Origin of the sequence: Streptomyces sp. NBC_00287 (genome assembly GCF_036173105.1) — a bacterium.
GTDB lineage: Bacteria > Actinomycetota > Actinomycetes > Streptomycetales > Streptomycetaceae > Streptomyces.
The window spans coordinates 8853195-8878624 of record NZ_CP108053.1 but is presented as its reverse complement, the minus strand read 5'-3'; the positions used below and the strand labels follow the sequence as shown (position 1 = coordinate 8878624).

General features: G+C 70.4%; 27 protein-coding genes, 2 pseudogenes and 1 riboswitch. Of the genes and pseudogenes, 15 read left to right on the top strand and 14 right to left on the bottom strand.

Features of this window, described 5'->3' with window-relative positions; all coding sequences use genetic code 11:
• The first annotated feature begins 10 nt into the window (after positions 1-10).
• Together OHT76_RS40310 and OHT76_RS40305 are read left to right on the top strand one after the other, a co-directional pair.
• On the top strand, positions 11-685 hold the full coding sequence (locus OHT76_RS40310) for a TetR family transcriptional regulator (protein WP_328876738.1): 675 nt from the start codon (positions 11-13) through the stop codon (positions 683-685).
• A gap of 137 nt (positions 686-822) precedes the next feature.
• A complete protein-coding gene (locus OHT76_RS40305; protein WP_328875834.1) occupies positions 823-1242 on the top strand; it encodes a Zn-ribbon domain-containing OB-fold protein in 420 nt (139 codons plus the stop codon).
• Positions 1243-1279: 37 nt separating this feature from the next.
• Here the strand turns inward: OHT76_RS40305 and OHT76_RS40300 are convergent, their stop codons facing one another.
• A complete protein-coding gene (locus tag OHT76_RS40300; protein ID WP_328875833.1) occupies positions 1280-1684 on the bottom strand; it encodes a hypothetical protein in 405 nt (134 codons plus the stop codon).
• A gap of 93 nt (positions 1685-1777) precedes the next feature.
• Positions 1778-2164 carry a PPOX class F420-dependent oxidoreductase gene (locus tag OHT76_RS40295; protein WP_328875832.1) on the bottom strand — a complete coding sequence of 129 codons (387 nt, stop codon included), beginning with the start codon at positions 2162-2164 and terminating at the stop codon, positions 1778-1780.
• A gap of 78 nt (positions 2165-2242) precedes the next feature.
• Between OHT76_RS40295 and OHT76_RS40290 the strand changes: the two genes are divergently transcribed.
• From OHT76_RS40290 to OHT76_RS40280, 3 genes are all read left to right on the top strand, one after another.
• Entirely contained in the window at positions 2243-3256 is a 1014-nt protein-coding gene (locus OHT76_RS40290) for a hypothetical protein (RefSeq protein ID WP_328875831.1), read from the top strand.
• A gap of 46 nt (positions 3257-3302) precedes the next feature.
• A complete protein-coding gene (locus tag OHT76_RS40285; RefSeq protein ID WP_328875830.1) occupies positions 3303-4118 on the top strand; it encodes an SAM-dependent methyltransferase in 816 nt (271 codons plus the stop codon).
• 96 nt (positions 4119-4214) lie between these two features.
• Positions 4215-5594 carry a S1 family peptidase gene (locus tag OHT76_RS40280; RefSeq protein WP_328875829.1) on the top strand — a complete coding sequence of 460 codons (1380 nt, stop codon included), beginning with the start codon at positions 4215-4217 and terminating at the stop codon, positions 5592-5594.
• 115 nt (positions 5595-5709) lie between these two features.
• Here OHT76_RS40280 and OHT76_RS40275 read toward each other — a convergent pair whose 3' ends face one another.
• Positions 5710-5895: a hypothetical protein gene (locus OHT76_RS40275; RefSeq protein ID WP_328875828.1), complete on the bottom strand. Its 186-nt coding sequence runs from the start codon at positions 5893-5895 to the stop codon at positions 5710-5712.
• A gap of 110 nt (positions 5896-6005) precedes the next feature.
• On the bottom strand, positions 6006-7166 hold the full coding sequence (locus OHT76_RS40270; protein ID WP_328875827.1) for an ROK family transcriptional regulator: 1161 nt from the start codon (positions 7164-7166) through the stop codon (positions 6006-6008).
• Between the two features lie 175 nt (positions 7167-7341).
• On the opposite strand from OHT76_RS40270, the gene OHT76_RS40265 reads away from it, so the two are divergent.
• From OHT76_RS40265 to OHT76_RS40250, 4 genes are read left to right on the top strand one after another with little or no spacing between them, the layout of a single operon-like run.
• Entirely contained in the window at positions 7342-8310 is a 969-nt protein-coding gene (locus OHT76_RS40265) for a carbohydrate ABC transporter permease (RefSeq protein ID WP_328875826.1), read from the top strand.
• Positions 8311-8328: 18 nt separating this feature from the next.
• Positions 8329-9261: a carbohydrate ABC transporter permease gene (locus OHT76_RS40260; protein WP_328875825.1), complete on the top strand. Its 933-nt coding sequence runs from the start codon at positions 8329-8331 to the stop codon at positions 9259-9261.
• 10 nt (positions 9262-9271) lie between these two features.
• Positions 9272-10615 (top strand): ABC transporter substrate-binding protein, encoded by a 1344-nt coding sequence (locus OHT76_RS40255; RefSeq protein ID WP_328875824.1) that lies wholly within the window; start codon positions 9272-9274, stop codon positions 10613-10615.
• Between the two features lie 14 nt (positions 10616-10629).
• Positions 10630-11832: a Gfo/Idh/MocA family protein gene (locus OHT76_RS40250; protein ID WP_328875823.1), complete on the top strand. Its 1203-nt coding sequence runs from the start codon at positions 10630-10632 to the stop codon at positions 11830-11832.
• Positions 11833-11865: 33 nt separating this feature from the next.
• Here OHT76_RS40250 and OHT76_RS40245 read toward each other — a convergent pair.
• Positions 11866-12560: pseudogene (locus OHT76_RS40245) on the bottom strand (L,D-transpeptidase).
• A 123-nt stretch (positions 12561-12683) separates the two neighbouring features.
• A complete protein-coding gene (locus OHT76_RS40240) occupies positions 12684-13481 on the bottom strand; it encodes an SDR family NAD(P)-dependent oxidoreductase (RefSeq protein ID WP_328875822.1) in 798 nt (265 codons plus the stop codon).
• 51 nt (positions 13482-13532) lie between these two features.
• Between OHT76_RS40240 and OHT76_RS40235 the strand changes: the two genes are divergently transcribed.
• Positions 13533-14081: a hypothetical protein gene (locus OHT76_RS40235; RefSeq protein WP_328875821.1), complete on the top strand. Its 549-nt coding sequence runs from the start codon at positions 13533-13535 to the stop codon at positions 14079-14081.
• On the opposite strand, the gene OHT76_RS40230 is transcribed toward OHT76_RS40235, so the two are convergent.
• From OHT76_RS40230 to OHT76_RS40205, 6 genes are all read right to left on the bottom strand, one after another.
• A complete protein-coding gene (locus tag OHT76_RS40230; RefSeq protein WP_328875820.1) occupies positions 14072-14986 on the bottom strand; it encodes an SDR family oxidoreductase in 915 nt (304 codons plus the stop codon). The two genes, OHT76_RS40235 and OHT76_RS40230, sit on opposite strands and share 10 nt — an antisense overlap.
• A 91-nt stretch (positions 14987-15077) precedes the next feature.
• Positions 15078-15707 (bottom strand): MBL fold metallo-hydrolase, encoded by a 630-nt coding sequence (locus OHT76_RS40225; RefSeq protein WP_328875819.1) that lies wholly within the window; start codon positions 15705-15707, stop codon positions 15078-15080.
• Positions 15707-16792 carry an S-(hydroxymethyl)mycothiol dehydrogenase gene (locus OHT76_RS40220; RefSeq protein ID WP_328875818.1) on the bottom strand — a complete coding sequence of 362 codons (1086 nt, stop codon included), beginning with the start codon at positions 16790-16792 and terminating at the stop codon, positions 15707-15709. The genes OHT76_RS40225 and OHT76_RS40220 overlap by 1 nt, the downstream gene beginning before the upstream one ends.
• An 89-nt stretch (positions 16793-16881) precedes the next feature.
• Positions 16882-17727 (bottom strand): SDR family oxidoreductase, encoded by an 846-nt coding sequence (locus OHT76_RS40215; protein ID WP_328875817.1) that lies wholly within the window; start codon positions 17725-17727, stop codon positions 16882-16884.
• Positions 17728-17864: 137 nt separating this feature from the next.
• Positions 17865-18779, bottom strand: coding sequence for a DNA-3-methyladenine glycosylase family protein (locus OHT76_RS40210; protein WP_328875816.1), 915 nt, complete (start codon positions 18777-18779; stop codon positions 17865-17867).
• 73 nt (positions 18780-18852) lie between these two features.
• On the bottom strand, positions 18853-19146 hold the full coding sequence (locus tag OHT76_RS40205) for a hypothetical protein (protein ID WP_328875815.1): 294 nt from the start codon (positions 19144-19146) through the stop codon (positions 18853-18855).
• Between the two features lie 169 nt (positions 19147-19315).
• Between OHT76_RS40205 and OHT76_RS40200 the strand changes: the two genes are divergently transcribed.
• A complete protein-coding gene (locus OHT76_RS40200; protein WP_328875814.1) occupies positions 19316-19681 on the top strand; it encodes a nuclear transport factor 2 family protein in 366 nt (121 codons plus the stop codon).
• A gap of 24 nt (positions 19682-19705) precedes the next feature.
• Positions 19706-19790: riboswitch (ZMP/ZTP riboswitch) on the top strand.
• A gap of 22 nt (positions 19791-19812) precedes the next feature.
• Positions 19813-20661: a bifunctional 5,10-methylenetetrahydrofolate dehydrogenase/5,10-methenyltetrahydrofolate cyclohydrolase gene (locus tag OHT76_RS40195; protein WP_328875813.1), complete on the top strand. Its 849-nt coding sequence runs from the start codon at positions 19813-19815 to the stop codon at positions 20659-20661.
• On the opposite strand, the gene OHT76_RS40190 is transcribed toward OHT76_RS40195, so the two are convergent.
• Both OHT76_RS40190 and OHT76_RS40185 read right to left on the bottom strand, forming a co-directional pair.
• Positions 20662-21561: a CU044_5270 family protein gene (locus OHT76_RS40190; protein WP_328875812.1), complete on the bottom strand. Its 900-nt coding sequence runs from the start codon at positions 21559-21561 to the stop codon at positions 20662-20664. It abuts the gene before it with no gap.
• The gene (locus OHT76_RS40185; protein ID WP_328875811.1) at positions 21554-22087 is read right to left on the bottom strand and encodes an RNA polymerase sigma factor; all 534 of its coding nucleotides are present in this window, start codon (positions 22085-22087) and stop codon (positions 21554-21556) included. The genes OHT76_RS40190 and OHT76_RS40185 overlap by 8 nt, the downstream gene beginning before the upstream one ends.
• 130 nt (positions 22088-22217) lie before the next feature.
• Here OHT76_RS40185 and ctaD point away from each other — a divergent pair.
• The 3 genes and pseudogenes from ctaD to OHT76_RS40170 form a co-directional block, all read left to right on the top strand.
• Positions 22218-23816: pseudogene (gene ctaD, locus OHT76_RS40180) on the top strand (aa3-type cytochrome oxidase subunit I); the annotation flags it as partial.
• Positions 23817-23821: 5 nt separating this feature from the next.
• Positions 23822-24151: a hypothetical protein gene (locus OHT76_RS40175; protein WP_328876737.1), complete on the top strand. Its 330-nt coding sequence runs from the start codon at positions 23822-23824 to the stop codon at positions 24149-24151.
• A gap of 46 nt (positions 24152-24197) precedes the next feature.
• Complete coding sequence (locus OHT76_RS40170) at positions 24198-25403, top strand: glycosyltransferase (protein ID WP_328876736.1); 1206 nt, start codon at positions 24198-24200, stop codon at positions 25401-25403.
• Positions 25404-25430: the final 27 nt, after the last annotated feature.

Sequence of the window (25430 nt, the reverse complement as noted above, 5' to 3'; positions counted from 1 at the left end):
GAAGCCGCCGATGCGGGAGGCGCTGGTCGCGGCTGCCTTCCAGTTGTTCCTGGAGCGGGGGTACGAGCAGACCACGGTGGACGACATCGTGGCGCTGGCCGGAGTGGGGCGGCGGTCGTTCTTCCGCTACTTCCCGTCCAAGGAGGACGTCGTCTTCCCGGATCACGAACGGTGCCTGGCCGATATGACGGCCTTCCTGTCCGCCGGTGAGCAGGACGCGGAGCCGGTGCGCCGGGTGTGCGACGCGGCCCGTCTGGTGCTGCGCATGTACGCGGAGAACCCGACCTTCTCGGTGCAGCGCTACCGCCTGACCAAGCAGGTGCCGGGGCTGCGCGCCTACGAGTTGTCGGTGGTGTGGCGCTACGAGCGGGCGCTCGCGGAGTATCTGCGGGCGCGCTTCGCGGCCCGGCGCGACGGCACGCTCCAGGCCGATGTGATCGCGGCGGCCGTGGTCGCGGCGCACAACAACGCGCTGCGCTCCTGGCTGCGTTCGGACGGCCGCAGCGATGCGAGCGCCACCGTGGACCACGCGCTCGGCTATGTGCAGTCCGCCTTCGGCGCCGCTCCCGCGCCCCGGGCCGACGAGCAGCCCGACGATGTGGTGGTCGTGGTGTCGCGCCGGGGTGCGCCCCTGTGGCGGGTCGTCCAGGAGATCGAGACCACCCTGGGCCGCGACTCAGATTGAGGGTACGCAGTGCCTTTACCTGTGGCACTGAGTGCCATACGCTGGCCGTGTGCACGGTGGCACAGCGACCGGGCACAGGCGTGCGCGGCCGTCCCGCGCGCGTCGGATTTCCGGCCGAGCGCAGGGAGTTGACCAGCGTGTACCACCACTCAGGCAGCGTTGCTCGTCCGACCGCCGGCTCCGCGGTCGGCGTGCTCGACACCACCAGCGCGGCCCCGGACTCGGACGCCATGCACTTCCAGCGCTGCACCTGGTGCGGCACCGCGATGTACCACCGGCTGCTGTGTCCGGTCTGCCAGGGCAGCGACCTGCGCACGGAGCGCAGCGAGGGCACCGGGACGGTGCGGCACTCCACAGTGGTGCACCGCAACACCCCGGCCGCGCGCAATGTGTCGCTCGTCGAGATGGCCGAGGGCTTCGTGGTGCGCGGCCGGGTCATGGGCCCGCCGATCGGCATCCACAGCGGGGACCGGGTCCGGCTCTCGCAGGCCAAGGACCCGGTCCGCGGCGAGCCCGTCTTCCAACTGGTCGACGAGCCCTACCGCGCCTGGACCTGAGCGGCGCTCGAGGCAGCCGTACGACCTCGCCCACCCGTCAGGGCAGCCGTACGACCTCATCCACCGCCACCGGGCGGCCCGTCTCGAAGCAGCGGTTGGCGGCGAGCCCGACCGTCAGGGCGAGCGCACCGTCCCGTTCGGTGGCCGCCCGGACACGGGAGGTCGGCTGCCCGGGCTCGACCGGGCCGAAGAGGGCGTCCAGCATGCGTGGGTCTCCCCCGCCGTGCGCCTCGTGCGCGGTGACCAGGGGGATGTCCCGTGGCGGCTGCCACAGCGGGCGCAGCGTGAGGCGCGCGCCGCCCGCGTGCTCGGCGGCGGTGACCCGGATCCGGCGCGGCTGCCAGCGGCTCTCCTCGACCTCCAGCTCCAGCCGTCCGCCGCTGCCGTTGACCATGACGCGACAGCCCTCGCTCGCCGTCAGCAGACGGTTGTGGAAGGCCATCCGGGTGGGACTCGGGGCGCACAGCGCGGTGACCTGGTAGCCGGGGCCGGGGGCCAGGGCGCGCCCTGAGCGGCCGGGGCGGCCGGGGCGGTCCTACGGCGTGAGCGTCACGCGGATGCCGACCGTGCCGTCCGCGCCCCTGCGGATCCGGCTGCCGAGCAGGGTGAGGCGGCCGACGATGCCGTACTTGCGGGCGAGGAGCTTGCGATAGCGGGCCACGGTCTCCCGGTCGGTGATCTCCGCGGTCGCCGGGATCTGGTCGCCGGTGGGCCTGCCGCGCAGGTCGCAGGGCCCGACGAGGACATCGGAGCGGGCCCGGATCCGCTTGACCTTCCAGGAGTCGGCGACGGTCCACGCGCCGAGGGCGTCGCCGTCGCGCACCACCCACACCGGGGTGGGGACCGGCGTGCCGTTCTTGCGGTAGCTGGTGATCAGCAGGTACTGGCCGGTGGCGAGCCGCTCCAGCGGCGTGTCGTCCATGGACGGCAGTTTATGCAGGAGCTTCTCGGACCTGTCGTGGGGGATGCTGGGTCTGGGGCACACGACAGGGGGCTGCGCGTGACGGGAAACGGCGGGGATCGGCTACCGGCGGCAAGCCGCCGGCTGGTCGAGGTGTGCTGCGACGAGTCGGGCTCGGACGGGGAGAACCTCACCGGCGGCAACACGGACGTGTTCGCGCATGCCAGTGTGCGGCTACCGGTGCCCGTGGCCGCCGCGTATGTGCAGGAGATCCGGGACCGGATCCGCTCCCCCGCCTCGGAGTACAAGGCGAACCATCTGCTCCGGGAGAAGCACCGGGCGGTTCTGGAGTGGCTGCTCGCCCCCTCGGGGCCGATCCATGGCACCGCCCAGGTGCATCTGACGGAGAAGGCGTACTTCGTGGTGGACCGGGCGGTGGATCTGCTGCTCGATGACGCCACCCGGGCGTTGCCCCTGTTCCGCCAGGGTCGGGACCTGTTCGGCGACGAGCGCTGGCGGGAGTTTCTCCAGGCCGCCAACCAACTGCTGCGGGTGCGCAACTACGGCGAGCCCGAGGCGCCGGTCGACGCCTTCTTCCATACCGTCGGCGCGCTGCGGCCGATGGCCGCCGCTGGTGAGGTGGCCGAGACGCTGGGGCGGATCGCGGCGGCCCGGTCCCGCGCGGACTCCTACCGGGCGGCGCTGCCGACCCTGATTCCGGTGCTCAACCCCCTGCTGCCCGCCATCGTCGCCACGGCCGCGTACTGGAGCGCGGGCGGGGCGGCCGTACGGATCGTGCACGACCGGCAGAACATGCTGACGCCGGAGCGGATCGCCTGGATCGAGGAGCGGGCCCGCCGGTCCGGGATCCGTCTCGCCGGGGTTCATCTGGTGGTCTCACGGGAGGACCCGCGGGTGCAGCTCGCCGACTTCCTCGCCGGGATCGCCCGCAAGATCGCCTCCGACGAGCTCAACGGCCGCGGCGACCCCGCGCTGACGCAGCTGCTGCGCCCGTATGTGGATCCGGCGTCCGTGTGGGGCGACGAAGCCAGTTGGATCCTGCTCGGACCGGGTTGTGCAGCCCCCTCGGCAAACATCAACTCAGCCGTCTAGATTGCCGGTTGACACATACCGATCCAGCCATCGCAGGAGCCGTCCCGTGAACTCGCCGGCCGCCGACGACCGCGCCGCGTCGCTGCGTACTCGCATCAACACCCTCCAGCCGCACACGGCCCGGATCTGGAACTACTGGCTGGGCGGCGGGGACTACTACGAGGTGGACCGCGTCGCCGGTGACCGGATCCGGGAACTGCATCCGGCCATCGGCGACTACGCCCGTGCCGACCGGCTCTTCCTGGGCCGCGCGGTGAGGCACCTCGTCGTGGAGGCCGGAATCCGCCAGTTCCTCGACATCGGGACCGGGCTGCCCACCGCGGACAACACCCACGAGGTCGCCCAGCGTCTCGCCCCGGACGCCCGGATCGTCTACGTCGACAACGACCCGCTGGTGCTGGTCCACGCCCGGGCCCTGCTCACCAGCTCCCCCGAGGGCCGTACCGACCATCTCGACGAGGACCTGCGCAACCCGGAGGCGATCCTCGAACGCGCCGCCGCCACCTTGGACTTCAGCCGCCCGGTCGGCCTGCTGCTGCTCTCGGTGCTCATCTTCCTGCGCGACGACGAGGATCCGTACGGGATCGTGCGGCGGTTGCTGGACGCGCTGCCGCCGGGCAGCCATCTCGTGCTGTCGCACACGGTGAGCAGCCCGTCGATGCCGGACGTGGACCGGGCCGTGCGGTTCTGGAACGAGACCGGCACTCCCCGGCTGACCCAGCGCTCCCCCGAAGCCGTCGCCCGCTTCTTCGACGGGCTCGAACTCCTGGAACCGGGTGTGGTGTCGTGCTCGCGGTGGCGCCCGGAGGGCGTCGAACCGGCGGAGGTGGCGCTGTACGGCGGGGTCGCCCGCAAGCGGTGAACGCTGCGGCGCCCGGCCACGTATGGAGTGCGGGCGCTCAACTCCGAGAGCGCCCCGCGGTGTTGTCACCGCGCTGCTCGGGTTCGGGAGCCAGGCATGAGGCACGCACGACGACGGATCGTCCGGCGAGTGACACGGCTGGCGGCCGTCGGCGGACTGCTGCTGGGCTCGGCGATGGTGACACGCGCCGTCGCCAGCGAGCCGCCCGCCGCGCAGGACGCGACCGTCCGGTCGGCCGTGGACACGGGCTCCGACCTCGTCGCACAACTCGGCACCTCCCGTACGGCGGGCAGCTGGCTCGACGCCGACGGACGGCCCGTCGTCGCCGTGACCGACGAGAAGGCCGCCGACCAGGTACGCCGGGCGGGCGGCCGGCCGAAGATGGTGTCCCACAGCATGAACGAGCTGAAGTCGGCGACCTCGACACTCGGTTCGGCGCCCCGGGTGCCCGGCACGGCCTGGGCGATGGACTACCGGTCCAACCAAGTGGTGGTACGGGGAGACAGCACCGTTTCGTCGGACGACTGGTCGGAGCTGACGCAAGTCGCGGGCGGTATCGGCACCTTCGTCCGTATGGAGCGCACCGAGGGCACCTTCACCACCCGGCTGAACGGCGCGCTGCCCCTGCTGTCGACCGCCGGGCGCTGCTCGGCCGGCTTCAATGTGACCGACGGGCAGCGGGACTTCATCCTCACGGCCGGGCACTGCGGGCCCAACGGCTCGGTCTGGTTCACCGACAGCCGCGGCCGGGAACAGGTCGGCCGCACGGTCCGGACGAGCTTCCCCGGCGGCGACTTCTCGCTGGTGCAGTACGCGAGCGGGGACGCGGGCAACGGCGCCGACGTGGTGGCCATCGGCGACGGACAGGGCGTGCGGATCACCGGGGCGGGCGAACCGTCCGTCGGGCAGCGGGTGTTCCGCAGCGGCAGCACCAGCGGGCTGCGGGACGGCACGGTGACCGCGCTGAACGCAACGGTGAACTATCCCGAGGGCACGGTGACCGGGCTGATCGAGACGAATGTGTGCGCGGAACCCGGGGACAGCGGCGGGCCGATGTTCTCCGAGGGCGTCGCGCTCGGTCTGACCTCGGGCGGCAGCGGGGACTGCGCTTCGGGCGGCACGACATTCTTCCAGCCGGTGACCAAGGCGATGGCCGAGGTGGGCGTCCAGCTGATCACCGCGGCTCCGCAGGGCGCGGGCGCGGGGCAGCAGAGTGCGGCGCCCTCGCCTCAGCCGTCGGCGTCGGGCACGCAGAGCGCGATCGCGCCGGGGGCGGCCTCGCCGGGGTCGTCGGCGCCGGTCGGCGGTGGGGTCGAGGGGTCTCAGCTGCTGGCGCGGCTGGCCGATCCGCGCAATGTCGGGCCGGGGCTGCTGATCATCGCGGGGTCGCTGGTCGCCCTGGTGGCGACGCGGTTCATCCGGGCGGAGCAGGACCGCAAGGCGTATCAGCGGTACTACTCGGCGACTTGGGGGTGAGGCGCGGCGCCTTGATGGATGCGGCGCCGCCACTTTCGTAGGGGAAGTAAGAGGGGCACCCGTCAAGTCAGGGTGCCCGCTGGGGTCTTCGAGGCTCGGCGGTCCTCGGGGAGCGTCAGGCCGCGTTCGCCGGCTGCGGGGCCGCTGCGGCCCACTCCATGACGAGTCGCTGGTACTCCTCGCGCTCCTCGACGCTCAGTGTCCCGCCCGCCCGGCGCCACAGGGCCCGGATCTCCTCGTTGACCTCGTCAGCCGATCGATCGGAAACGGGTTCAACACTGGTGGACATGCTGTGAAGCATACGGCCATGGAGGTGAAGGCGGCGTGAGTAAGCATGCCCAATACGGACATACCGGACCGTGTTGCTGATCACGTCCGATCATGGCCATACGTCAAGGCCCGCGCCCCCGTTCAGGCTTCGGCCGCGCCCAGGACCAGCACTTGGATGGCGAGGACGGCGGCGCCGCGCGCCCAGTCGTGGAAGTCGGACATCCGGGTCTCCAGGTCGACGGGGGCGGCGAGCGGGTGGCGGTGGTCACAGATGGTCTGCGTCACTTTGTCCCCGGCGACGTCCATCAGGCCGACCCCTTCGCCGGCCAGCAGGATCCGCTGCGGCATGGCGAAGTTGGCGATCTGCGCGACCAGGATGCCGAGGGCGCGGGCCGCCTCGTCGACGACCCGGGCGGGCAGCGGGTCGCCTGCGGCGGCGAGCCTGAGGATCTCCTCGTACGTCCAGTTGCGGCCGGTACCTGCCTGCACCTGGTAGCGGATGTTGGGGATGGTGAGCATCGACACAGCGCTGCCGCGGGCGCCGTCCGGGGTGAGCGGGCCGTGCGGATCGATGATCCAGTGCCGTCCGAAGCCACGGTCCTCCTCGTCGCAGGGCACCCGCCGTCCGCCGAGGACCAGTGAGTAGCCGAGCCCCGCGCCGATGGTGAGCACGACGAACCGGTCGAGACCGCGCCCCGAGCCGAACCAGGTCTCGGCCTCGGTGAGGGCGGCGACGTCGTTCTCGACCACGACGGGCAGCCCGGCGCGCTCCTCGACGAGCGCGGCCAGCGGGACGTCGCGCCAGTTCAGGAACGGGGACTCGGCGACCGTCGTCCGGCCCTGGACGAGGCCGCCGACGCCGATGCCGATTCCGGCGAGCCGGGGGAAGTCCTGGGCGAGCTCGGCGGTCATCTCCGCCAGCAGGTCGGCGACTTCGGCGGGGTCGTGCGTGGTGAGCGGGCGGTCGAGGCGGGCGACGATGTCGCTCCGGAGGGTGGTGACGACGCCGTAGACCATATCCCCGGTGATCTTGTAGCCGACGAAGGAGCGGGACTCGGCGACGACGTCGAGGGGCTGGGAGGGGCGGCCCTGGCGGACCTCGGCGGGGGCGCCCGCCTCGGGGACCTCGACCAGCAGTCCGGACTCGATCAGCGGCTTGGTCAGCCGGGTGAGGCTGCCGGGTGAGAGGTTCAGGCGCCGGGCGAGCTCGGTGCGCGACAGCGGTCCGCCGACGAGCACCTCGATCGCCACCGAGCGCTCCCCAGCGCTCAGCGGAAGCCAGTCGGCGACGGCTGCGGTCATGACGTTCGGCCCTCTCGTCTTCTCAGTACATATTTTTTCGCTACGGAAACAACAAGGTCACTGTACGGCCGGATACCTGGCCGGGAAAAGATGTCTGCACGCCTCTTGACGTCCAGATTCTTTCGCCTCAAAAGTAAGTGACCGAGGACGAGCCGCGCGGACGAGGGAGTTCCCGATGACCATCGCCTCCAGCAGCCCACCGTCGCGCCTGCCTTTGGGCGGCGCCGAGGGGGCACGGACCAGGCCGAAAACCGACCGGGCGGCGAAAGCCCGGGAAGCGGGGGGTGACGGGCGGCTTGCGGCCGTCTTCCTCGCACCCGCCCTGCTGGGCTTCGTGGTCTTTCTGCTCTGGCCGACGCTGCGAGGCATCTATCTGAGCTTCACCCGCTTCAACCTGCTCACGCCCGCCGAGTGGGTGGGCCTGGACAACTACGTCCGGATGGTCAACGACCCCATCTTCTGGGACTCGTTGTGGGTCACCGTCGAGTACGTCGTCATCAACATCGGCGTCCAGACGGTGGCGGCGCTCGCCATCGCCGTCCTGCTCCAGCGGCTGACGCAGTCGGCGGTGCTGCGCGGCATCGTGCTGACGCCCTATCTGATGTCCAACGTCGTCGCGGGCATCGTCTGGCTGTGGATGCTCGACACCCAGCTCGGCATCGGCAACGAGATCATCGCCGCGGTCGGCGCCGACCGGATCCCCTTCCTCGCCGACGAGACCTGGGCGATCCCGACGATCGCTCTGATCAATGTGTGGCGCCATGTCGGCTACACCGCGCTGCTGTTGTTCGCCGGGCTCCAGGCGATCCCGAACGACATGTACGAAGCGGCCAAGGTGGACGGCGCGAGCGAGTGGCGGATGTTCTGGCGGATCACCATGCCACTGCTCAGGCCGGTCCTCGCGGTCGTCTTGATCATGACGGTGATCGGTTCCTTCCAGGTGTTCGACACGGTCGCAGTGACGACCGCGGGCGGACCCGCCAACGCCACCAACGTGCTCCAGTACTACATCTACGGCGCCGCCTTCGGCCGTTTCCAGTTCGGCTACGCGTCCGCGATGTCGGTCGCCCTGCTCGTCGTGCTGAGCGCGATCACATTCCTCCAGTACCGGCTCACCAGGGCCGGCCAGACCGACCTCGGCTGACGGAAGGGAGCGACCGATATGACTGCCGTGACGGCTACACCGACAAAGGTGACGAAGGTACGGCCCGCCCGGCGCCGCGGGCTCTCCCCCGGCCGGATAGTGGCCTGGACGGCGATGGCCGCGATCACGCTGATCACCCTGCTGCCGTTCTACTGGATCCTGCGCACCGCGCTCTCCTCCAACACCGCCCTTGCAGCCCACCCCGGCGATCTCCTCCCCGTCGACCTGACGACCGGCGGCTTCGAACGGGCCCTGGGTCTTCAGTCCACCGAAGAGGCCATCGCCCAGGGCGGCGCCGGCGGCGGGCTGAAGTTCTGGCGCTATCTGATCAATTCGGTCATCGTGTCCACCCTGATCACCGTCTGCCAGATCTTCTTCTCCGCGATGGCCGCCTACGCCTTCGCACGGCTGCGCTGGCGCGGCCGGGACAAGGTGTTCGCCCTGTTCCTCGCCGGGCTGATGGTGCCGACCATCTTCACACTGCTGCCGAACTTCGTACTCATCAAGGAACTCGGCCTGGTCGACAACCTGTTGGGCGTCGCCCTGCCGACGATGTTCATGACCCCGTTCGCGGTGTTCTTCCTGCGCCAGTTCTTCATGAACGTGCCCCGCGAGGTCGAGGAGGCGGCCCTGCTCGACGGGGCCGGGAAGATCCGGATCTTCTTCCGGGTCATGCTGCCGATGGCGTCCACGCCGATCCTCACGCTGGGCGTGCTGACGTACATCACCGCCTGGAACGACTACTTCTGGCCGCTGATGGTGTCCTACAGCGACAGCTCGCGCGTGCTCACCGTGGCGCTGGCGATGTTCCGGGCGCAGACCCCGCAGACCGGCTACGACTGGTCCGGCCTGATGGCGGCCACGCTCATCGCCGCGCTCCCCATGCTGCTGCTCTTCGGGTTCTTCGCGCGCCGCATCGTCAGCACCATCAGCTTCACGGGCATCAAGTAAGGGGACTGGGATGCGAATTCGTACCGTCGTGGCGCTGACCGGAGCGCTCGCGTTGTCCCTGGTGTCCGGATGCGCGCAGGGCGGCGCGGCCGGATCGGGGGCGAACACGGTGACGTACTGGCTGTGGGACGCCAACCAACTGCCCGCGTACCAGGCCTGCGCCAAGGGCTTCGAGAAACAGAACCCGGGCCTGAAGGTGAAGATCACCCAGATGGGCTGGGCCGACTACTGGACCAAGCTCACCGCGAGCTTCATCGCGGGCACCGAACCCGACGTCTTCACCGACCACATCCAGAAGTTCGGCCAGTTCGCCGACCTCAAGGTCCTCGAACCGCTGGACGACCTCGGCATCGACGACTCCGCCTACCAGGAGGGCCTGGCCGCCAACTGGACCGGCCAGGACGGCCATCGCTACGGCGCCCCCAAGGACTGGGACACCGTCGCCCTCTTCTACAACCAGAAGATGGCCAAGGAGGCCGGCCTCACCGCCGAGCAGCTCAACACCCTGGCCTGGAACCCCGAGGACGGCGGCACCTTCGAGAAGGCCATCGCCCACCTCACCGTCGACAACAAGGGCAAACGCGGCGACGAACCGGGCTTCGACAAGAACAACGTCAAGGTGTACGGCCTCGCCACCGGCGGCGCCGGCGACAGCGACGGACAGACCACCTGGAGCCCGTTCGCCGCCTCGGCCGGCTGGCACTACACCGACAAGGCCCGCTGGGGCAGCGAGTACCAGTACGGCAGCAAGACCTTCCAGTCGGTGATCGACTGGTACTTCGGCCTGGCGAAGAAGGGCTATCTCGCGCCCTTCACCGACTACACCGACGGCGCCAACCCGGCCAACGCCCAGCTCGCCTCGGGCAAGGCGGCGACCTCCTTCGACGGCGCGTGGATGATCTCCACATACTTCGGCACCAAGGGCCTCGACGTCGGCACCGCCGTCACCCCCACCGGACCGACCGGCAAGCGGGCCACGATGATGAACGGCCTCGCCGACTCCATCACCAAGAACGCCGACAACAAGGCGGGCGCGAAGAAGTGGGTCCAGTACCTGGGCTCGAACGAGTGCCAGAAGACCGTCGGCGGCTACGGCATCGTCTTCCCGGCGACACCTGACGGCACCCAGGCCGCCGTGGCCGCGTACGAAAAGAAGGGCATCGATGTGTCCGCGTTCACCGAACCGGTCACCGACCAGCAGGACTCCACCACCTTCTCCTTCCCCATCACCGACTACGCGGCCGACGTGTACGCCCTGATGCGCCCCGCGATGCAGGACGTCTACGCCAACGACGCCCCAGTGAGCGGACTGACCAAGACCAACGACCAGATCAACTTCATCCTCGGCCAGTGAAAGGCACTCACCCCATGACGTTCTCCCTCGGCATCGTCGGCGCCGGGCAGTTCTCCGGCAGCTTCGCCAAGCTGTTCCTGGCCCACCCCGGCGTCAGCGACGTCTACGTCACCGACCTGCTGCCGGAGCGTGCCGAGCAACTGGCGGCCGTCGAAGGGCTGTCGGGCACGTTCCCCTCGTACGAAGCGATGCTGGAGTCCAAGGAGATCGACGCGGTCGCGATCTTCACCCAGCGCTGGACCCACGGCCCGCTCGTCCTCCAGGGCCTCAACGCCGGCAAGCACGTCTACTCCGCCGTCCCCATGGCGATCACCACGGACGAGATCGCCGCGATCACCGAGGCGGTCAAGGCAACCGGACTCACCTACATGATGGGCGAGACCAGCCAGTACAACCCGGCAACCGTGCACGCCCGCAACCAGATCGCCGAGGGCGCCTTCGGGCGGATCTTCTACGCCGAGGGCGACTACGTCCACGACATGGATCTGGGGTTCTACGAGGCGTACCAGTACAGCGGCGGCGAGAACTGGAAGGCCACCGCGTCCTATCCGCCGCTGCTGTACCCGACGCACGCGGTGGGCGGGGTGCTGGGGGCCTGGCAGACGCACGCGGTCAGCGTCTCCGCGATCGGAGTGGTCGACGAGCGCGGCGACGGCGTCTTCGACAAGAGCGTCAGCCAGTTCGGCAACGACATCTCCAACGCCACCGCGCTGTTCGAGGTCGCGGGCGGCGGATCGTTCCGTACGAACGAGTTCCGGCGGGTCGGATACCCCTCCCACATACGGGAATCGCGTTTCCGCTTCTTCGGGACGGAGGCGAGCATGGAACAGCTCGCCACGGTCGCCTTCTGGCAGGACAAGAACGGGGTGAAGGACATCAGCGAACTGCTGGAGCCCAAGCCCACGATGTCCCCCGACGACCCGTCACTCCAGCACATCGCACCGGAACTGCGGGCCGCCTTCACCTCGGGTTCGGCCCCGGTGCACGACCGCTCGGGCCTCCCGCGGTCCTTCGACAACATGCCCAACGGCCATGAGGGCAGCCACCACTTCCTGGTGGACGACTTCGTGACCGCGGTCAACACCCGCACCCTGCCGTCCGTGAACGCGTGGGTCGCGGCCCGCTACACCCTGCCGGGCATCATCGCGCACGAGTCCGCGCGGCAGGGCGGGGCAAGGCTTACGATCCCGGACTTCGGGGACGCTCCCGACGCGTGACGCGCCCGAGCGAGCCGGGTACCTGGGGCCGACTCAGGTGCCCGGCTTACGGCCGTACACAAAGACGTCGTCGCCCTTCTTCAGCAGCGACCAGTACTTCTTGGCGGTGGTCTTGGTCATGTTGACGCACCCGTGGGAGCCGGGCGGGTTCCACATGCTAACCCGACCGAGTGGAAGGCCTGCCCGCCGTCGAAGAACTGGGCGTAGGGCATGGGCACGTCGTAGATGGACGAGACGTGGTCGATGTTGCGCCAGTAGATCTTCTTCAGGCCGGTGCGGGTCTCGTAGCCGTTACGACCGGTGCGCACCGGCACCGGACCATAGACGAGCCTCTCGCCGTCCTGGATCCAGCTCAGCTGGAGGGTGAGGTTCACACAGGCAATACGGCCCTTGTTGACCGGGCACTTGCCGTCCTTGTTGGGCTTGTTACCGACGGCCTTCTGCTTGTTCATGAGGTCCATCACGCCCCAGGTGACGGGACCCGCGTAACCGGCGTTCGGGGTGATGCCGTGCTTGGTCTGGAAGGCCTGGATGACCTTGCAGTCGGAGCTGGACTGCTTGCCGTCGACCGGCAGCCCGAGGAACTTCTCCACCTGCTTCTGGTACGGCCCGGTCTGCGCGGTACAGCTCGCGGCCTGCGCCGGCGCGGTGCCGAGCGCGAGGGTGAGCGGTGCCGTCAGTGCGGTGATGCCGAGGATGACGGCTCCTCGTCTGCGTATGTCCCCCATGTCGGACATTCCCTTTCGCCTGTGCGTCGCGATGTCCCGCGACCTCTGCGTGCTAGACCGGTGCGCGGACGGGGAGGTTGTAGGCGCGCTCGGGCTGTGACGAAATGAAGAACTTCGGACGCGTCAGCTCGGATCGTCCGACGGCAGGGCGAGCCGGAAACCCGAGTTCACCGCCGTGAGACCGCCGTCGACCACCAGCGTCGTCCCCGTGATCCAGGACGCGTCGCGGGAGGCGAGGAAGGTGACAGCGGCGGCGATGTCCTCCGGTTCGCCGACGCGGCCCAGGGGGTACGCCTGCCTGACCGCGTCGAGTTCGCCCTCGCGGCCCGCCCACGCCGTGGTGCGTACCGTGCCGGGGGCCACCAGGTTCACGCGGACTCCTCGAGGGGCCGCGTGTCCGGCGAGGGTGCGGGTCAGGGAGGCGAGGCCCGCCTTTGCGGCGCTGTAGGCGTGGTTGCCGAAGCTCTGGATGCCGTTGACGGAGCCGATGGAGACGATCGCGCCCCGGCCGGAGGCGACCAGGTGGGGCAGGGCGGCGCGGCAGCAGCGGTAGGCGCCGGTCAGGGTGAGGTCGAGGTCGCGGGCCCATACCTCGTCGGGCTCGTCCTCGAAGAGGGGCGCGTCGGGGGTGCAGCCGTAGGCGTTGTTGACCAGGACGTCGAGTGAGCCGAAGGAGGTCACGGCGCGGGCCACCGCCGCCTCGACGGACGCGCGGTCCCCCACGTCGCAGCCGAACGCCTCGGCCGCGAGGCCCTGTTCACGCACAGAGGCCGCCGTCTTCTCGGCCTCCGTCTCGTCCACGTCCGTCACCAGCACCCGCGCGCCCTCCGCCGCGAACCTGCGGGCGGTGGCCGCGCCGATGCCGCGGGCCGCGCCGGTGACGAGAACCCCGTACCCCTCGAAGCGTGTTGTGTCCGTCATGCTCCAGCACGGTAGTGCCGTCGAGATCAACTCGGCAGATACCGTGCACCCATGTCTGTCTTCCTCCAACAACTGCCCGCTCTGATAGGCGTCGTGGTCGGCGCGCTCGGCTCGTATCTGGCACTCGTACGCAGCGACCAGGCCCGGTTCGGGCGGGAGCAGGCGGCGCGGTGGGAGGAACGGCGGCTCGCGGTGTACGGGGATTACGCGCGGTCGGTGAAGAAGACCGTCACGGTGACGTACCGGGTCGCCGCCGCGCTGGGCTGCGGCACGCACCCGGACCCGCTCTCCCTCGACGAGGCCAAGCCGCTGCTGGCCGAGGCGAACAACGGACGGGATCCCTCGGGCGAGGCGCTGCTCATGCTGGGCAGCGTCGAGGTGGTGGACACGGCGCGGGCCTGGGTCGTCACGGTGATGGAGATGGAGCGGTATGTGCGCGAGGGCCGCCGGGATCCGGATGCCTGGCAGGCGCTGCTGGCGCGGCAGCGTGCCGGGCGCGAGGGCTACTACACGGCCGTGCGGGAGGACCTGGGCCTGCCGCCGGGCCATGCGGCACGGTGGCGGCTCCCGGTGTCGGAACCGGTGCCGGATCAGCGGTAGCCGGTCGTGTCGGCCGGTTTGCCCGCGTCCTGGACCTCGACCAGGTAGCGCCAGGCGTCGGGGCGGCTGCCGTCGAGGTCGGTGAAGCCGTACTCCTGGGCTAGGCCTCCGCTGGACAGGGACGCGCCGTTGAAGCGGGCGACGTCGGGGTCGGCGGCGAGGGCGGCGACGGCGCGGCCGACGTAGCGCGGGGTCTCCGAGATCGCGAAGTGCGGAACCTGGGTGAGGGCGTCGCGCCAGTTGTCCTCGCGCACCCCGAAGCCGTCGAGCATCATCTCCGAGCGCAGCCAGCCCGGGGTGAGCGCGAGGGCGGTCGCGCCGCGTGGGCCGAGTTCATGGCCGAGGGCGAAGGCCATGCGCAGGACGGACGCCTTGGCGAGGTCGTAGAAGAAGGAGTTGCGGTAGTGGTCGCGGTTGTAGTCGGCGGTGCCGTCGGTCATCTCGACGACCAGGCCGCCGGGGTGGCGCAGCAGCAGGGGCAGGGCGTGGTGGCTGGTGATGGCGTGTGTCTCGACGGCGAGCCGGAGCAGTCGTAGGCCCTTGTCGAGGTCGTGTTCCCAGATCGGGGTGTCCCAGCCGAAGAGCTTCTCGCCGCCCCAGACGTCGTTGACGAGGACGTCGAGGCGGCCCTGTTCGTCGGCGATGCGGTCGACGAGCACGCGGACCTGGTCGGGTTCGAGATGGTCGGTGGGTACGGCGATGCCGTGGCCGCCGGCCTCGGTGACGAGGTCGGCGGTGTCCTCGATGGTCTCCGGGCGGTCGTACTCGGAGCGTTGCTCGCGGGTGGTGCGGCCGGTGACGTAGACGGTGGCGCCGACCGCGCCGAGTTCCACGGCGATCCCTCGTCCGGCTCCCCGGCTCGCTCCGGCGACGAGTGCGACCCTGCCCTTCAGTGGCTGTGACATGTCCGGCCTTCCGTGTGACGGCTTTGGTTCCACGGTCCCCGGTAAGCCGGACATCTTCTGTCATCTTTTACGGCGGGTCACGGCCGAGCCGTCAATGGCCCCGGGCGATCCACTCCTCCAGCTGCGGGGCCTCGGCGCCGATCGTGGTGGCGTCGCCGTGCCCGGTGAGGACCTTCGTCTCGGGCGGGAGTGTGAGCAGGCGGTCGCGGATCGAGTCGATGATCGTCGGGAAGTGGGAGTAGGAGCGGCCGGTGGCGCCGGGGCCGCCCTTGAAGAGGGTGTCGCCGGTGAAGACGGTGCCGAGTCCGGGGTCGTACAGGCAGACCGCGCCGGGGGCGTGCCCGGGGGTGTGCAGGACCCGGAGGTCGGCGCCCGCGGCCTCGATGACCTGCCCGTCCAACAGGTGGGCGTCCGGGTCGCGGTCGGGGTGAGTCTGCTTCCACAGCGCCAGGTCGTCGGGGTGCAGCCAGATGGTGGCGCCGGTGCGGTCGGCGAGGGCGGGGGCGGCGTCGATGTGGTCGTTGTGGGCGTGGGTGCACACGATGGCGGTCAGCCTGCGGTCGCCGACGGCCTCGGCGATGGCGTCGGCGTCATGGGCGGCATCGATGACGACGACCTCGTCGTCGTCCCCGACGAGCCAGACGTTGTTGTCGACGTCCCAGGTGCCGCCGTCGAGGCTGAACTGCCCGGAGGTGACCAGGCGTTCGATGCGCGCGGCCATCACAGCACCACCACCGAGCGCAGGACGTCGCCTTCGTGCATCCGCTCGAAGGCCTTTTCCACATCGGTGAGTTCGATGGTCTCCGTCACGAACGCCTCCAGGTCCAGGCGGCCCCGCAGATGCAGGTCGATCAGCATGGGGAAGTCCCGGGAGGGCAGACAGTCGCCGTACCAGGAGGACTTGAGGGCGCCGCCGCGGCCGAAGACGTCGAGGAGCGGGAGTTCGAGCTTCATCTCGGGTGTGGGGACGCCGACCAGGACGACGGTTCCGGCCAGGTCGCGGGCGTAGAAGGCCTGTTTGTACGTCTCGGGGCGCCCCACGGCCTCGATGACGACGTCGGCGCCGAAGCCGCCGGTGAGTTCGCGGATCGTCTCGACCGGGTCGGCCACTCGGGAGTTCACGAGGTCGGTGGCGCCCATGGTGCGGGCCTTTTCGAGCTTGCGGTCGTCGATGTCGACGGCGATGATCTTCGCGGCGCCGGCCAGGTTGGCCCCGGCGATGGCGGCGTCCCCGACGCCCCCGCAGCCGATGACCGCGACGGTGTCGCCCCGGCCCACCTGCCCGGTGTTGATCGCGGCACCGATACCGGCCATCACACCGCAGCCGAGCAGCCCCGCGACCTGCGCGGACACCGCCGGGTCCACCTTGGTGCACTGCCCGGCCGCCACCAGCGTCTTCTCGGCGAAGGCGCCGATACCGAGGGCCGGGGAGAGTTCGGTGCCGTCGGTGAGGGTCATCCGCTGCGTGGCGTTGTGGGTGTCGAAGCAGTACCAGGGCCGCCCGCGCAGACAGGCCCGGCAACGCCCGCACACCGCACGCCAGTTGAGGACGACGAAGTCGCCGGGTGCGACATCGGTGACGCCGTCGCCGACCGACTCGACCACGCCCGCCGCCTCATGGCCCAGCAGGAAGGGGAACTCGTCGGAGATTCCGCCCTGTTTGTAGTGCAGATCGGTGTGGCAGACACCGCAGGCCTGGATCTGTACGACGGCCTCGCCGGGACCCGGGTCGGGTACGACGATCGTCTCCACCCGTACCGGTTCGTCCTTGCCCGGTGCGATCACGCCGCGTACCTGCTGCGCCATGGTGCTGACCCCTCTTCCGTAGGGCGGTGTGCGTCTCCTCGACCCTACGCGTGACTGATCGGAAACGGCATCTACTGGCGAGAAGCCGCTCAGGCCCTCAGCACCTGCTCGAGCGAGGTGGCGGGGTGGCCGGTCAGGTCTTCGACCGCGGTGGTCACCCCGGACAGGGAGCCGTCGGCGATCGCGGTGTAGGTGGAGACCCAGGCGTCGAGCTGCCAGTCGGGGGCGCCGTAGCCCTTGCGGGAGGCGTAGGCCTCCTCGACCGTCTCCGGGACGTAGGAGACGGGGCGCCCGGTGACGGCGGCGATGGTGGCCGCGATGTCGATGAGGCCGAGCGCCTCGGGGCCGGTCAGTTCGTAGGTACGTCCGGCGTGCTCGGTCGGGTCGCGCAGGACCGCTACGGCGGCGTCGGCGATGTCGTCCTGGGCGACCACGGCGGCCTGCCCGGCGCCCGCGGGGCCGCGGATGACGCCGTCCTCTCCGGCCAGGGCGGGCATGAAGTCGGCGTACAGGTTGTCCCGCAGGAAGGTGAACGGCACCCCGCTGGCGCGCAGGTGCTGTTCGGTGTGCCAGTGGTCGCGGGCCAGGGTGAAGGTCGCGTCGGGGGCGGCGCCGTAGAAGGAGATGTACACCAGGTGCGCGACCCCGGCCGCGGCGGCCGCGTCGATGAAGGTGCGGTGCTGCTGGACCCGCTCGGGGGTCTCCGAGGCGGACACCATCAGGACCCGGTCGGTGGGGCGCAGGGCGCGTACGACGGCGTCGTGGTCGTCGTACGCGCCGGACACCGCGGTGGCGCGGGGCAGTTCGGGGGCGCGGGCGGGGGTGCGGGCCAGGAGGGTCTGGGGGATGCCGGCGGCGGCCAGCCGACGGGCGATACGTCCGCCGAGACGGCCGGAGGCACCGGTGACGGCGTAGGTGGGCTCGGTGGGAGCCATGGGGGATCTCCTTGCGGGGGGCGAGGGGGCCAGGGCTCGATCCGTATCAGACGTGTGTGCGGTCACCTGTGGATGACACGCCAGCGGCCCGCTCTGCGCGACGCCTTGGCGCAGCTGCCTCCCAACCGGCGGAGCGACTAGCCGAGCGGTCCCGCGTGGGGTGCGCGGGGGCCGTGGCGCGGGGCCGCGCCGGGGGTGAGTTCGAGCAGGCGGACGACCCGGTAGCGGTGGGGGCGGAAGGGTTCGTAGAAGGGCTCGATCTCGTCGTCCGCCAAGGGGCGGCCCAGGAGGGCCAGGCCCGTCATGGTGCCGAGGTGGTAGTCGCCCAGTGGCAGGGCGTCCGCGTCGCCCAGGGCGCGGTGGCCGACCTGGGCGGCGGTCCAGACGCCGACGCCGGGCAGCTTCGCCATCAGGGCGTAGGCGTATGCCGGATCACCGGCCGCGTGGTCGAGGCGGGCCGCGTGGCGGGAGGCCTCGATGATGGTGGCGGAACGGTGCAGGTCCACGCCGGCGCGGCGCCATTCCCAGCTCGGGATGGTTCGCCAGGTCTCGGGAGGGAGCGGCAGGCGCATGCCGTCGGGGGCAGGTCCGGGTGGTGGATCGCCGTACAGGAGGGTCAGGCGGGTGAAGGACGCGGCGGCGTCCAGGCCCACGACGCGCTGTTCCAGTACGGCGGGGACGAGGGCCTCGAAGAGGCGTCCGGTGCACGGGATCCGCAGGCCGCGCAGCCGGTGCACTGCGCTGCGGAGGACCGGGTGCCGGGGCCGGAACAGCTCGGGTCGGTCGTCCGCGCCGAGTTCGCGGCGTACGGAGTCGGCGAGTTCGGTCGCGCCCGGTCCCCAGACGTCGATGTGGACGTCGTCCAGGCGCTGTTGGCGGATGCGGTAGGTGACCGGTCCCGAGGCGGTGCGCGCGGTGCGCCACACGGTGCCGTCGGGTTCGACCCGGTGCGTGGGGTCGTGGAAGCCGCGGCGCAGGCTCTGCAGGGTCAGGCGGGCGTCCACGGGGAAGCCGGGCTGCCAGTGCACCGACCGGTCCGGTGGCTGCGGCATCGCTCACGATCTCCCGGGAGGACATGCCGAGGGCCGCCCGGCTGGTGCGGACGGCCCTCGGGGGTGCGGCTGGTCAGTACTCGATGCCGGGGACCAGATTGGTGACCGGGGCGACCATGTCGGTGACCTGGTGCAGCTGGTTCAGCTCGTGGACCCGGTTGAGCTGGTTCAGCTGTGCGGAGGGCCGCGGGATCTCCGCCTTGTGCTCCTCGGGGATGTCGCTCACGGTGAGCGAGTCGAGCATCCGGATCGGGCTGAGACCGGCGCCCGGGGCCTCCGCCTCGGCCGCGCTCGCCAGCGGCGCGGCGAGGCCGGTGACCGAGACGGCCAGACCGACGGCGGCGACGATACGTCGTGTTGAGATCATGTTCGGAGCAACGCCGACGGCCCCCCGCCGGACACGGCCGCACCGCGCAGCTCACCCGACAGGCGGACCGCGCGGCTGCGCTTGCCGAGCCCGCCGGGGCGGAGGAGCCTCTAAGGAGAGGCCGTCGCGGCCCGCTCCCCCGAGGCCGCGGGCCTTCGAGGAGGTCACCATGGGCAGTGCGGCACGCCCCGGCTTCGACACCGAAGCCCTGCGCCGGGGCATCGAGGGAGACACGGCGACGACGCTCCTGTCGCTCTACGCGGACGACGCCGAACTGCGCGTCGTGGACCGCAACACCCAGCCCAGCAGTCCCCGGGTCCTGCACGGCCGTGACGAGATCAGCGAGTTGCTGGACGACGTCTACAGCCGCGACATGAGCCACAAGCTGGAACGCTGCGTCGTCGAGGGCGACACCGTCGCCTTCAGCGAGTCCTGTCAGTACGCCGACGGCGTCCGCGTGCTCGCCGAGTCGATGGCGTCCCTGCGGGACGGCAAGATCGTCGAGCAGACGATGATCCAGGCCTGGGACGAATAGCCGAAGGGAGCCTCCGTTAGGGTGGGGGCGGGCCGTGACTGGCGCTGAGGTGGAGTACCACCGGGGAGCGGCCTACGCAGAGTCGATGCCGTGCGCCTGGGCGAACCGGAACACCAGCCCAGGAGTGGATCATGTCTCAGGCACGGCTCATGGACGGCACCTCCCTCGCCCGGACGATCGTGGCGGAGACCGCCGAGCGGGCGGCCCGCATCACCGAGCGCACCGGCACGGCGCCCTGTCTGGCGACGGTGCTGGTCGGCGAGGACCCGGCGTCCGTCACCTACGTCCGGATGAAGCAGAACCGCTGCCGCAAGGCCGGCATCGAGTCGCGGCATGTGGAACTGCCCGCGGCCACCACGACCGAGGAACTGGTCGCCACGCTCGAGAAGCTGTCGCTCGACCCCGGCGTCCACGGCATCCTGCTCCAGCACCCGATGGGCGCGCACATCGACGAGCGGGCCGCCTTCGAGGCGATAGCGCCGGAGAAGGACGTCGACGGCGTCACCTTCGCCTCCTTCGCCACGATGAGCTTCGGGCTGCCGGGCTTCGTGTCCTGCACGCCCGGCGGCATCATGCGGCTGCTCGACGCCTACGACGTCGACCCGTCCGGCAAGCGGGCGGTGGTCGTCGGCCGCAGCGCGATCCTCGGCAAGCCGGCCGGCATGCTGCTGCTCGCCCGGGACGCGACGGTGACGTACTGCCACTCCCGTACGGCGGATCTGTCGGCCGCGGTCCGGGAGGCGGACATCGTGGTCGCCGCCGTGGGGCGGCCCCGGCTGATCCGAGGTCAGGACATCAAGCCCGGCGCTGTCGTGATCGACGCCGGCTACAACGCGGGCAACATCGGCGACGTCGATTTCGACTCCGCCGTCGAGCGGGCCTCGCTGATCACGCCGGTGCCGGGCGGGGTCGGGCCGATGACGATCGCCACGCTGCTGGAGCAGACCGTCACTGCCGCCGCCCGCCAGCTCGGGGTGTGATCAGCGCGTCCAGGCGCTGTACTGCATGACGTCGCCGGACTTGACGCCGTACTCGGGCTGGTCCTTGGTGAAGGTGGTCTCCAGGCCGAGGACGGTGCCGGTGGCCGGGTCCAGGATCAGCATCCGGCGGGCGCCCGAACCGTCGTACACATACGCCTGTCCGGGCCGCCCGAGCCGGTCCGTCACCTGTCCGACGGGCCTGAGCCCCTCGGCCTGCGCCAGCAGCCGTGCGAGGGCCGCCGACTCGCGGGCGCCGAGGGTCCAAGTGTCGAGCAGGACGCCTACGGCATCCAGGAGTTGGGGCGTGCTCAGCGACTCGCTGTAGGTGGCCTCCTGCAGGTAGGCGCGCAGCCGCTCGGCGTTGTGCGGGGGCGGGGACTGCGGCGGGGCGTCGCTCCAACTCGGCGGATAGGTCTGCCGGGAGACGACGTCCCCGTCCTCGGCGACGAGCTCGGTGTGGCTGCCGTCCGCCCTCCAGCGCACGATGCGTTCCTCGGGGAGCGTGACCGGCGGCTTGTCGTCGCTCATGGCCAGGCTCCAGGTCTGCACATGCGTGCCCTTGCGGAGCTTCGGCGACCCGTCCGCCGCTGCCGACCGCGCGCGTTCGGCCAGGGTTTTCAGGGGTACGGGGGTGGAGTCGGCCTGCACGACGAGGGGGCGGGGTGCGGCGACCGCGGGGGCGGTCGTCTGGCCGGTGAACAGCAGTGCCGACACCAGGGCGGCGACGATCGCGGTGGCCGTCAGGGCCCAGACCAGGCGGGGGCGGCGGCGGGAGTTCCGTTGCTGCAGCAGCTGGTTGAGCCGTCGCTCGGCTCGGTGGTCGAGGGGGCCGTCGCCGAAGTGGGGGCCGTCGACGGGGACCGGGTTGGCGCGGCGCAGGAGATCGAGTTCGTCAGTCACGGCCGTATTCCTTGGAGGGTGTCGTGAGGCTCATGCGGTCGATCTCGGCTCTCAGCCGGCGGCGGGCCCGGTGCAGGCGCATCGACGCGGCGCGGGTGCCGCAGCCGAGGGCGACGGCGAGGTCGTCGATGCCGAGTTCCTCCCAGGCCGTCAGTCGCAGTACCTCCTGGTCCTTGGCGGAGAGCCGGGCCAGCGCCTCGTGCACCCAGCCGCCCGGGGCCTCCGCGTCGGGGCTGTCCACGATCTGCCGGCCGTGTGCGGTCTCGTCGTTGCCCAGTCGGTCCACCAGTCGGCGGCGCCGTCCGTAGCCGCGTACCGCGTTCGCCAGGCAGTTGCGTGCCACGCCGTACAGCCAGGGCAGTGGGGTCGCCGGCAGGTCGCCGCGGCGCCGCCAGGCCACCGTGAACACCTCCGCCACCACTTCCTCGACCTCGTCCGTCCGCCCGTCAAGGCGTCGCGCGACATAGCGGCTGACCGCCCAGTAGTGCTCGCGATAGGCAGCGGCGAAGATCTCGTCGTTGCTCATGTTCCGTTCGTGTCCGGCATCCCCGGGATGGTCACACCCGGGTTCGGTGATTCTTGTCGCGTCGTTCGAGTGTGACGTTCCGATCGGGCGCGGACACAGGCGGGTCGTGAGAGACCAAACCGTCACCAGTATCAAGTGGCTGACCACCACCGACCACAAGACGATCGGAACGCTCTATCTGATCACGTCGTTCGCGTTCTTCTGCATCGGTGGCGTGATGGCGCTGTTCATGCGCGCCGAGCTGGCCCGTCCGGGTCTGCAGATCATGTCGAACGAGCAGTTCAACCAGGCGTTCACGATGCACGGCACGATCATGCTGCTGATGTTCGCGACGCCGCTGTTCGCCGGCTTCGCGAACTGGATCATGCCGCTGCAGATCGGTGCCCCCGACGTCGCCTTCCCGCGGCTGAACATGTTCGCCTACTGGCTGTACCTGTTCGGCTCGCTGATCGCGGTGGGCGGCTTCCTCACCCCCGACGGCGCCGCCGACTTCGGCTGGTTCGCCTACAGCCCGCTCTCGGACGCGGTCCGCTCGCCGGGCATCGGCGCCGACATGTGGATCATGGGTCTGGCCTTCTCCGGCTTCGGCACCATCCTCGGCTCGGTCAACTTCATCACCACGATCATCTGCATGCGCGCACCCGGCATGACGATGTTCCGTATGCCGATCTTCACGTGGAACGTGCTGCTGACCGGTGTGCTGGTCCTGCTCGCCTTCCCGGTGCTGGCCGCCGCGCTGTTCGCGCTGGAGGCGGACCGCAAGTTCGGCGCCCACATCTTCGACTCCGCCAACGGCGGCGCGCTGTTGTGGCAGCACCTCTTCTGGTTCTTCGGCCATCCAGAGGTGTACATCATCGCCCTGCCGTTCTTCGGGATCATCTCCGAGGTCATCCCGGTCTTCTCCCGCAAGCCGATGTTCGGCTACATGGGCCTGATCGCGGCGACCATCTCGATCGCGGGTCTGTCCGTGACGGTGTGGGCGCACCACATGTACGTCACCGGCGGAGTGTTGCTGCCGTTCTTCTCCTTCATGACGTTCCTGATCGCCGTACCAACCGGCGTGAAGTTCTTCAACTGGATCGGCACCATGTGGAAGGGGTCATTGAGTTTCGAGACCCCGATGCTCTGGGCCACCGGCTTCCTGATCACCTTCACGTTCGGTGGTCTGACCGGTGTCATCCTGGCCTCGCCGCCGATGGACTTCCACGTCTCCGACTCGTACTTCGTGGTGGCGCACTTCCACTACGTGGTGTTCGGCACCGTCGTCTTCGCGATGTTCTCCGGCTTCCACTTCTGGTGGCCGAAGTTCACCGGGAAGATGCTCGATGAGCGGCTCGGCAAGATCACCTTCTGGACGCTGTTCATCGGCTTCCACGGCACCTTCCTGGTCCAGCACTGGCTGGGCACGAACGGGATGCAGCGCCGAATTCCGGACTATCTGGCGGTGGAGGGACTGACCACGCTCAACACCGTGTCGACCGTCTTCACGTTCGTCCTCGGCCTGTCGTTCCTGCCGTTCTTCTACAACGTGTGGAAGACCGCCAAGTACGGCAAGAAGATCGAGGTCGACGACCCGTGGGGCTATGGCCGTTCACTGGAATGGGCGACATCCTGCCCGCCGCCGCGGCACAACTTCGCCGTCCTGCCCCGCATCCGCAGCGAATCGCCGGCCTTCGACCTCCATCACCCGCAAACGGACGTCCCCGAACGGGAGTTGAGCGCACGGTGACGGCCATGGAGGGCCGTGGGCTCGTCGGCCAGATCGAGGGCTATCTGCTCGTCGCCGCCACCCGCGAGGAGGGCCGCACCGCCGCCGAACGCTTCTGCGTTCCACTGGCCCCCTGGCTGACGGAGGCTCAGCGGGTGGAGGTGGAGCGGCGGTTCGAGTCGGAGTACATGGCACTCGCGCGGCTGTCGTGGCAGCGTACGGCGGAGCGGGCCGAGGAGTTGCGGGCCGAGTACGAGGAGCGGTACCGGGCCATGCGGCGTCGGCTGCTCGGGAGAGGCCTGTTGCTGTGCGCCGCGGTCATGGCGGTGGCGGGAATCGTCGTCGCGCTGCGTTGAGGAGGCGGCTCCGGGGGCCATACTGGCCGTCGTGCGCGTAGCGATCATGACGGCGGGCTCCCGGGGCGATGTGGCCCCCTACACCGGTCTGGGGCATGCACTGGCCCGGGCGGGACATCAGGTCACCCTGGTCACCCATGGCTGCTTCGAGCGACTGGTGGCGGGCTCGGAGCTGCGGTTCCATCCCCTGCCCGTCGATCCGCGGGCCGAGCTGGAGTCCTCCCGCGGGCGCGGGCTGCATCGCAGTGCGACCGGCGTCGGGAAGCTGATGCGGGTCTCGGCGCTGGCGCGGGCGGTGGTGGGGAAGATGACGGACGATCTGGTGGCGGCGGCACGCGAAAGTGACGTACTGCTGCTGTCCAGCTCGCTGGCACCGCTCGGGCGGACCATCGCCGAGGGGCTGCGGCTGCCCGCCCTGGGCGTCTACCTCCAGCCCGTCGCCCCCACCCGGGAGTTCGCGCCCGCCGTGCTCGGCGGCGGTTCCCTGGGCCCCGTCGCAAACCGCGTCGCCGGACACGGCGTGAACCTCGTGATGGACCGCATCTTCGCGTCGACGCTGCCGTCGGTGCGGACCCGGCTCGGACTGTCCCGCACCTCCGGCGCCCGCGAGGAGCTGCCCGTACTCCACGGCTTCAGCCCGCTGGTCGTGCCGCGCCCGAGGGACTGGCCCCGCGGTCTCGACGTGAGCGGGTACTGGTGGCCGTACGACCGCGCCCCCCAACTGTCCGCCGAGCTCGAGGACTTCCTCGACGCGGGCGATCCGCCGGTCTTCGTGGGCCTGGGCAGCGCGACCGTGCCCGATCCTCGTGGGCTCAGTGCCCAGATCGTGCGGGCGCTGCGGCGGGCCGGGCTGCGCGGGGTGATCCAGCGGGGGTGGGGCGGTCTTGAGGCCGACGGCGCCGACATGCTGTCCGTCGACGAGGTGCCGCACTCCGCGCTGTTCCCACGGATGGCCGCCGTGGTCCATCACGCGGGCGCGGGCACGACCGCGGCGGGACTGCGGGCCGGGGTGCCGGCCGTACCGGTGCCGATCCAGTTCGACGAGGGGTTCTGGGCGGAGCGGCTGGTCAAGCTCGGTGTGGCGCCGCGCGCTGTGCCGTTGCGGAAGCTCACCGCTCAGGCGCTGACGGCGGCCGTAGGGCAGGCGGCCGGCGACCCGTCGTACGGCCGCCGCGCCCGGGCCCTGGCCGAGGGGCTGCGCGCCGAGGACGGCGTGGCTCCCGTGCTCGATGCGGTGAACCGGCTCGGCTGAATCGCTGTTCAGCTTCGTTCAGCGTGC

What these genes read in the sequence shown, in the direction of transcription:
- OHT76_RS40310 (WP_328876738.1), top strand. Translation starts at nt 11, where the DNA reads ATGCGGGAGGCGCTGGTCGCGGCTGCCTTCCAGTTGTTCCTGGAGCGG.
- OHT76_RS40300 (WP_328875833.1), bottom strand. Translation starts at nt 1,684, where the DNA reads ATGGCCTTCCACAACCGTCTGCTGACGGCGAGCGAGGGCTGTCGCGTC.
- OHT76_RS40295 (WP_328875832.1), bottom strand. Translation starts at nt 2,164, where the DNA reads ATGGACGACACGCCGCTGGAGCGGCTCGCCACCGGCCAGTACCTGCTG.
- OHT76_RS40280 (WP_328875829.1), top strand. Translation starts at nt 4,215, where the DNA reads ATGAGGCACGCACGACGACGGATCGTCCGGCGAGTGACACGGCTGGCG.
- OHT76_RS40275 (WP_328875828.1), bottom strand. Translation starts at nt 5,895, where the DNA reads ATGCTTCACAGCATGTCCACCAGTGTTGAACCCGTTTCCGATCGATCG.
- OHT76_RS40270 (WP_328875827.1), bottom strand. Translation starts at nt 7,166, where the DNA reads ATGACCGCAGCCGTCGCCGACTGGCTTCCGCTGAGCGCTGGGGAGCGC.
- OHT76_RS40265 (WP_328875826.1), top strand. Translation starts at nt 7,342, where the DNA reads ATGACCATCGCCTCCAGCAGCCCACCGTCGCGCCTGCCTTTGGGCGGC.
- OHT76_RS40260 (WP_328875825.1), top strand. Translation starts at nt 8,329, where the DNA reads ATGACTGCCGTGACGGCTACACCGACAAAGGTGACGAAGGTACGGCCC.
- OHT76_RS40255 (WP_328875824.1), top strand. Translation starts at nt 9,272, where the DNA reads ATGCGAATTCGTACCGTCGTGGCGCTGACCGGAGCGCTCGCGTTGTCC.
- OHT76_RS40250 (WP_328875823.1), top strand. Translation starts at nt 10,630, where the DNA reads ATGACGTTCTCCCTCGGCATCGTCGGCGCCGGGCAGTTCTCCGGCAGC.
- OHT76_RS40240 (WP_328875822.1), bottom strand. Translation starts at nt 13,481, where the DNA reads ATGACGGACACAACACGCTTCGAGGGGTACGGGGTTCTCGTCACCGGC.
- OHT76_RS40235 (WP_328875821.1), top strand. Translation starts at nt 13,533, where the DNA reads ATGTCTGTCTTCCTCCAACAACTGCCCGCTCTGATAGGCGTCGTGGTC.
- OHT76_RS40230 (WP_328875820.1), bottom strand. Translation starts at nt 14,986, where the DNA reads ATGTCACAGCCACTGAAGGGCAGGGTCGCACTCGTCGCCGGAGCGAGC.
- OHT76_RS40225 (WP_328875819.1), bottom strand. Translation starts at nt 15,707, where the DNA reads ATGGCCGCGCGCATCGAACGCCTGGTCACCTCCGGGCAGTTCAGCCTC.
- OHT76_RS40220 (WP_328875818.1), bottom strand. Translation starts at nt 16,792, where the DNA reads ATGGCGCAGCAGGTACGCGGCGTGATCGCACCGGGCAAGGACGAACCG.
- OHT76_RS40215 (WP_328875817.1), bottom strand. Translation starts at nt 17,727, where the DNA reads ATGGCTCCCACCGAGCCCACCTACGCCGTCACCGGTGCCTCCGGCCGT.
- OHT76_RS40210 (WP_328875816.1), bottom strand. Translation starts at nt 18,779, where the DNA reads ATGCCGCAGCCACCGGACCGGTCGGTGCACTGGCAGCCCGGCTTCCCC.
- OHT76_RS40205 (WP_328875815.1), bottom strand. Translation starts at nt 19,146, where the DNA reads ATGATCTCAACACGACGTATCGTCGCCGCCGTCGGTCTGGCCGTCTCG.
- OHT76_RS40200 (WP_328875814.1), top strand. Translation starts at nt 19,316, where the DNA reads ATGGGCAGTGCGGCACGCCCCGGCTTCGACACCGAAGCCCTGCGCCGG.
- OHT76_RS40195 (WP_328875813.1), top strand. Translation starts at nt 19,813, where the DNA reads ATGTCTCAGGCACGGCTCATGGACGGCACCTCCCTCGCCCGGACGATC.
- OHT76_RS40185 (WP_328875811.1), bottom strand. Translation starts at nt 22,087, where the DNA reads ATGAGCAACGACGAGATCTTCGCCGCTGCCTATCGCGAGCACTACTGG.
- OHT76_RS40175 (WP_328876737.1), top strand. Translation starts at nt 23,822, where the DNA reads ATGGAGGGCCGTGGGCTCGTCGGCCAGATCGAGGGCTATCTGCTCGTC.
- OHT76_RS40170 (WP_328876736.1), top strand. Translation starts at nt 24,198, where the DNA reads ATGACGGCGGGCTCCCGGGGCGATGTGGCCCCCTACACCGGTCTGGGG.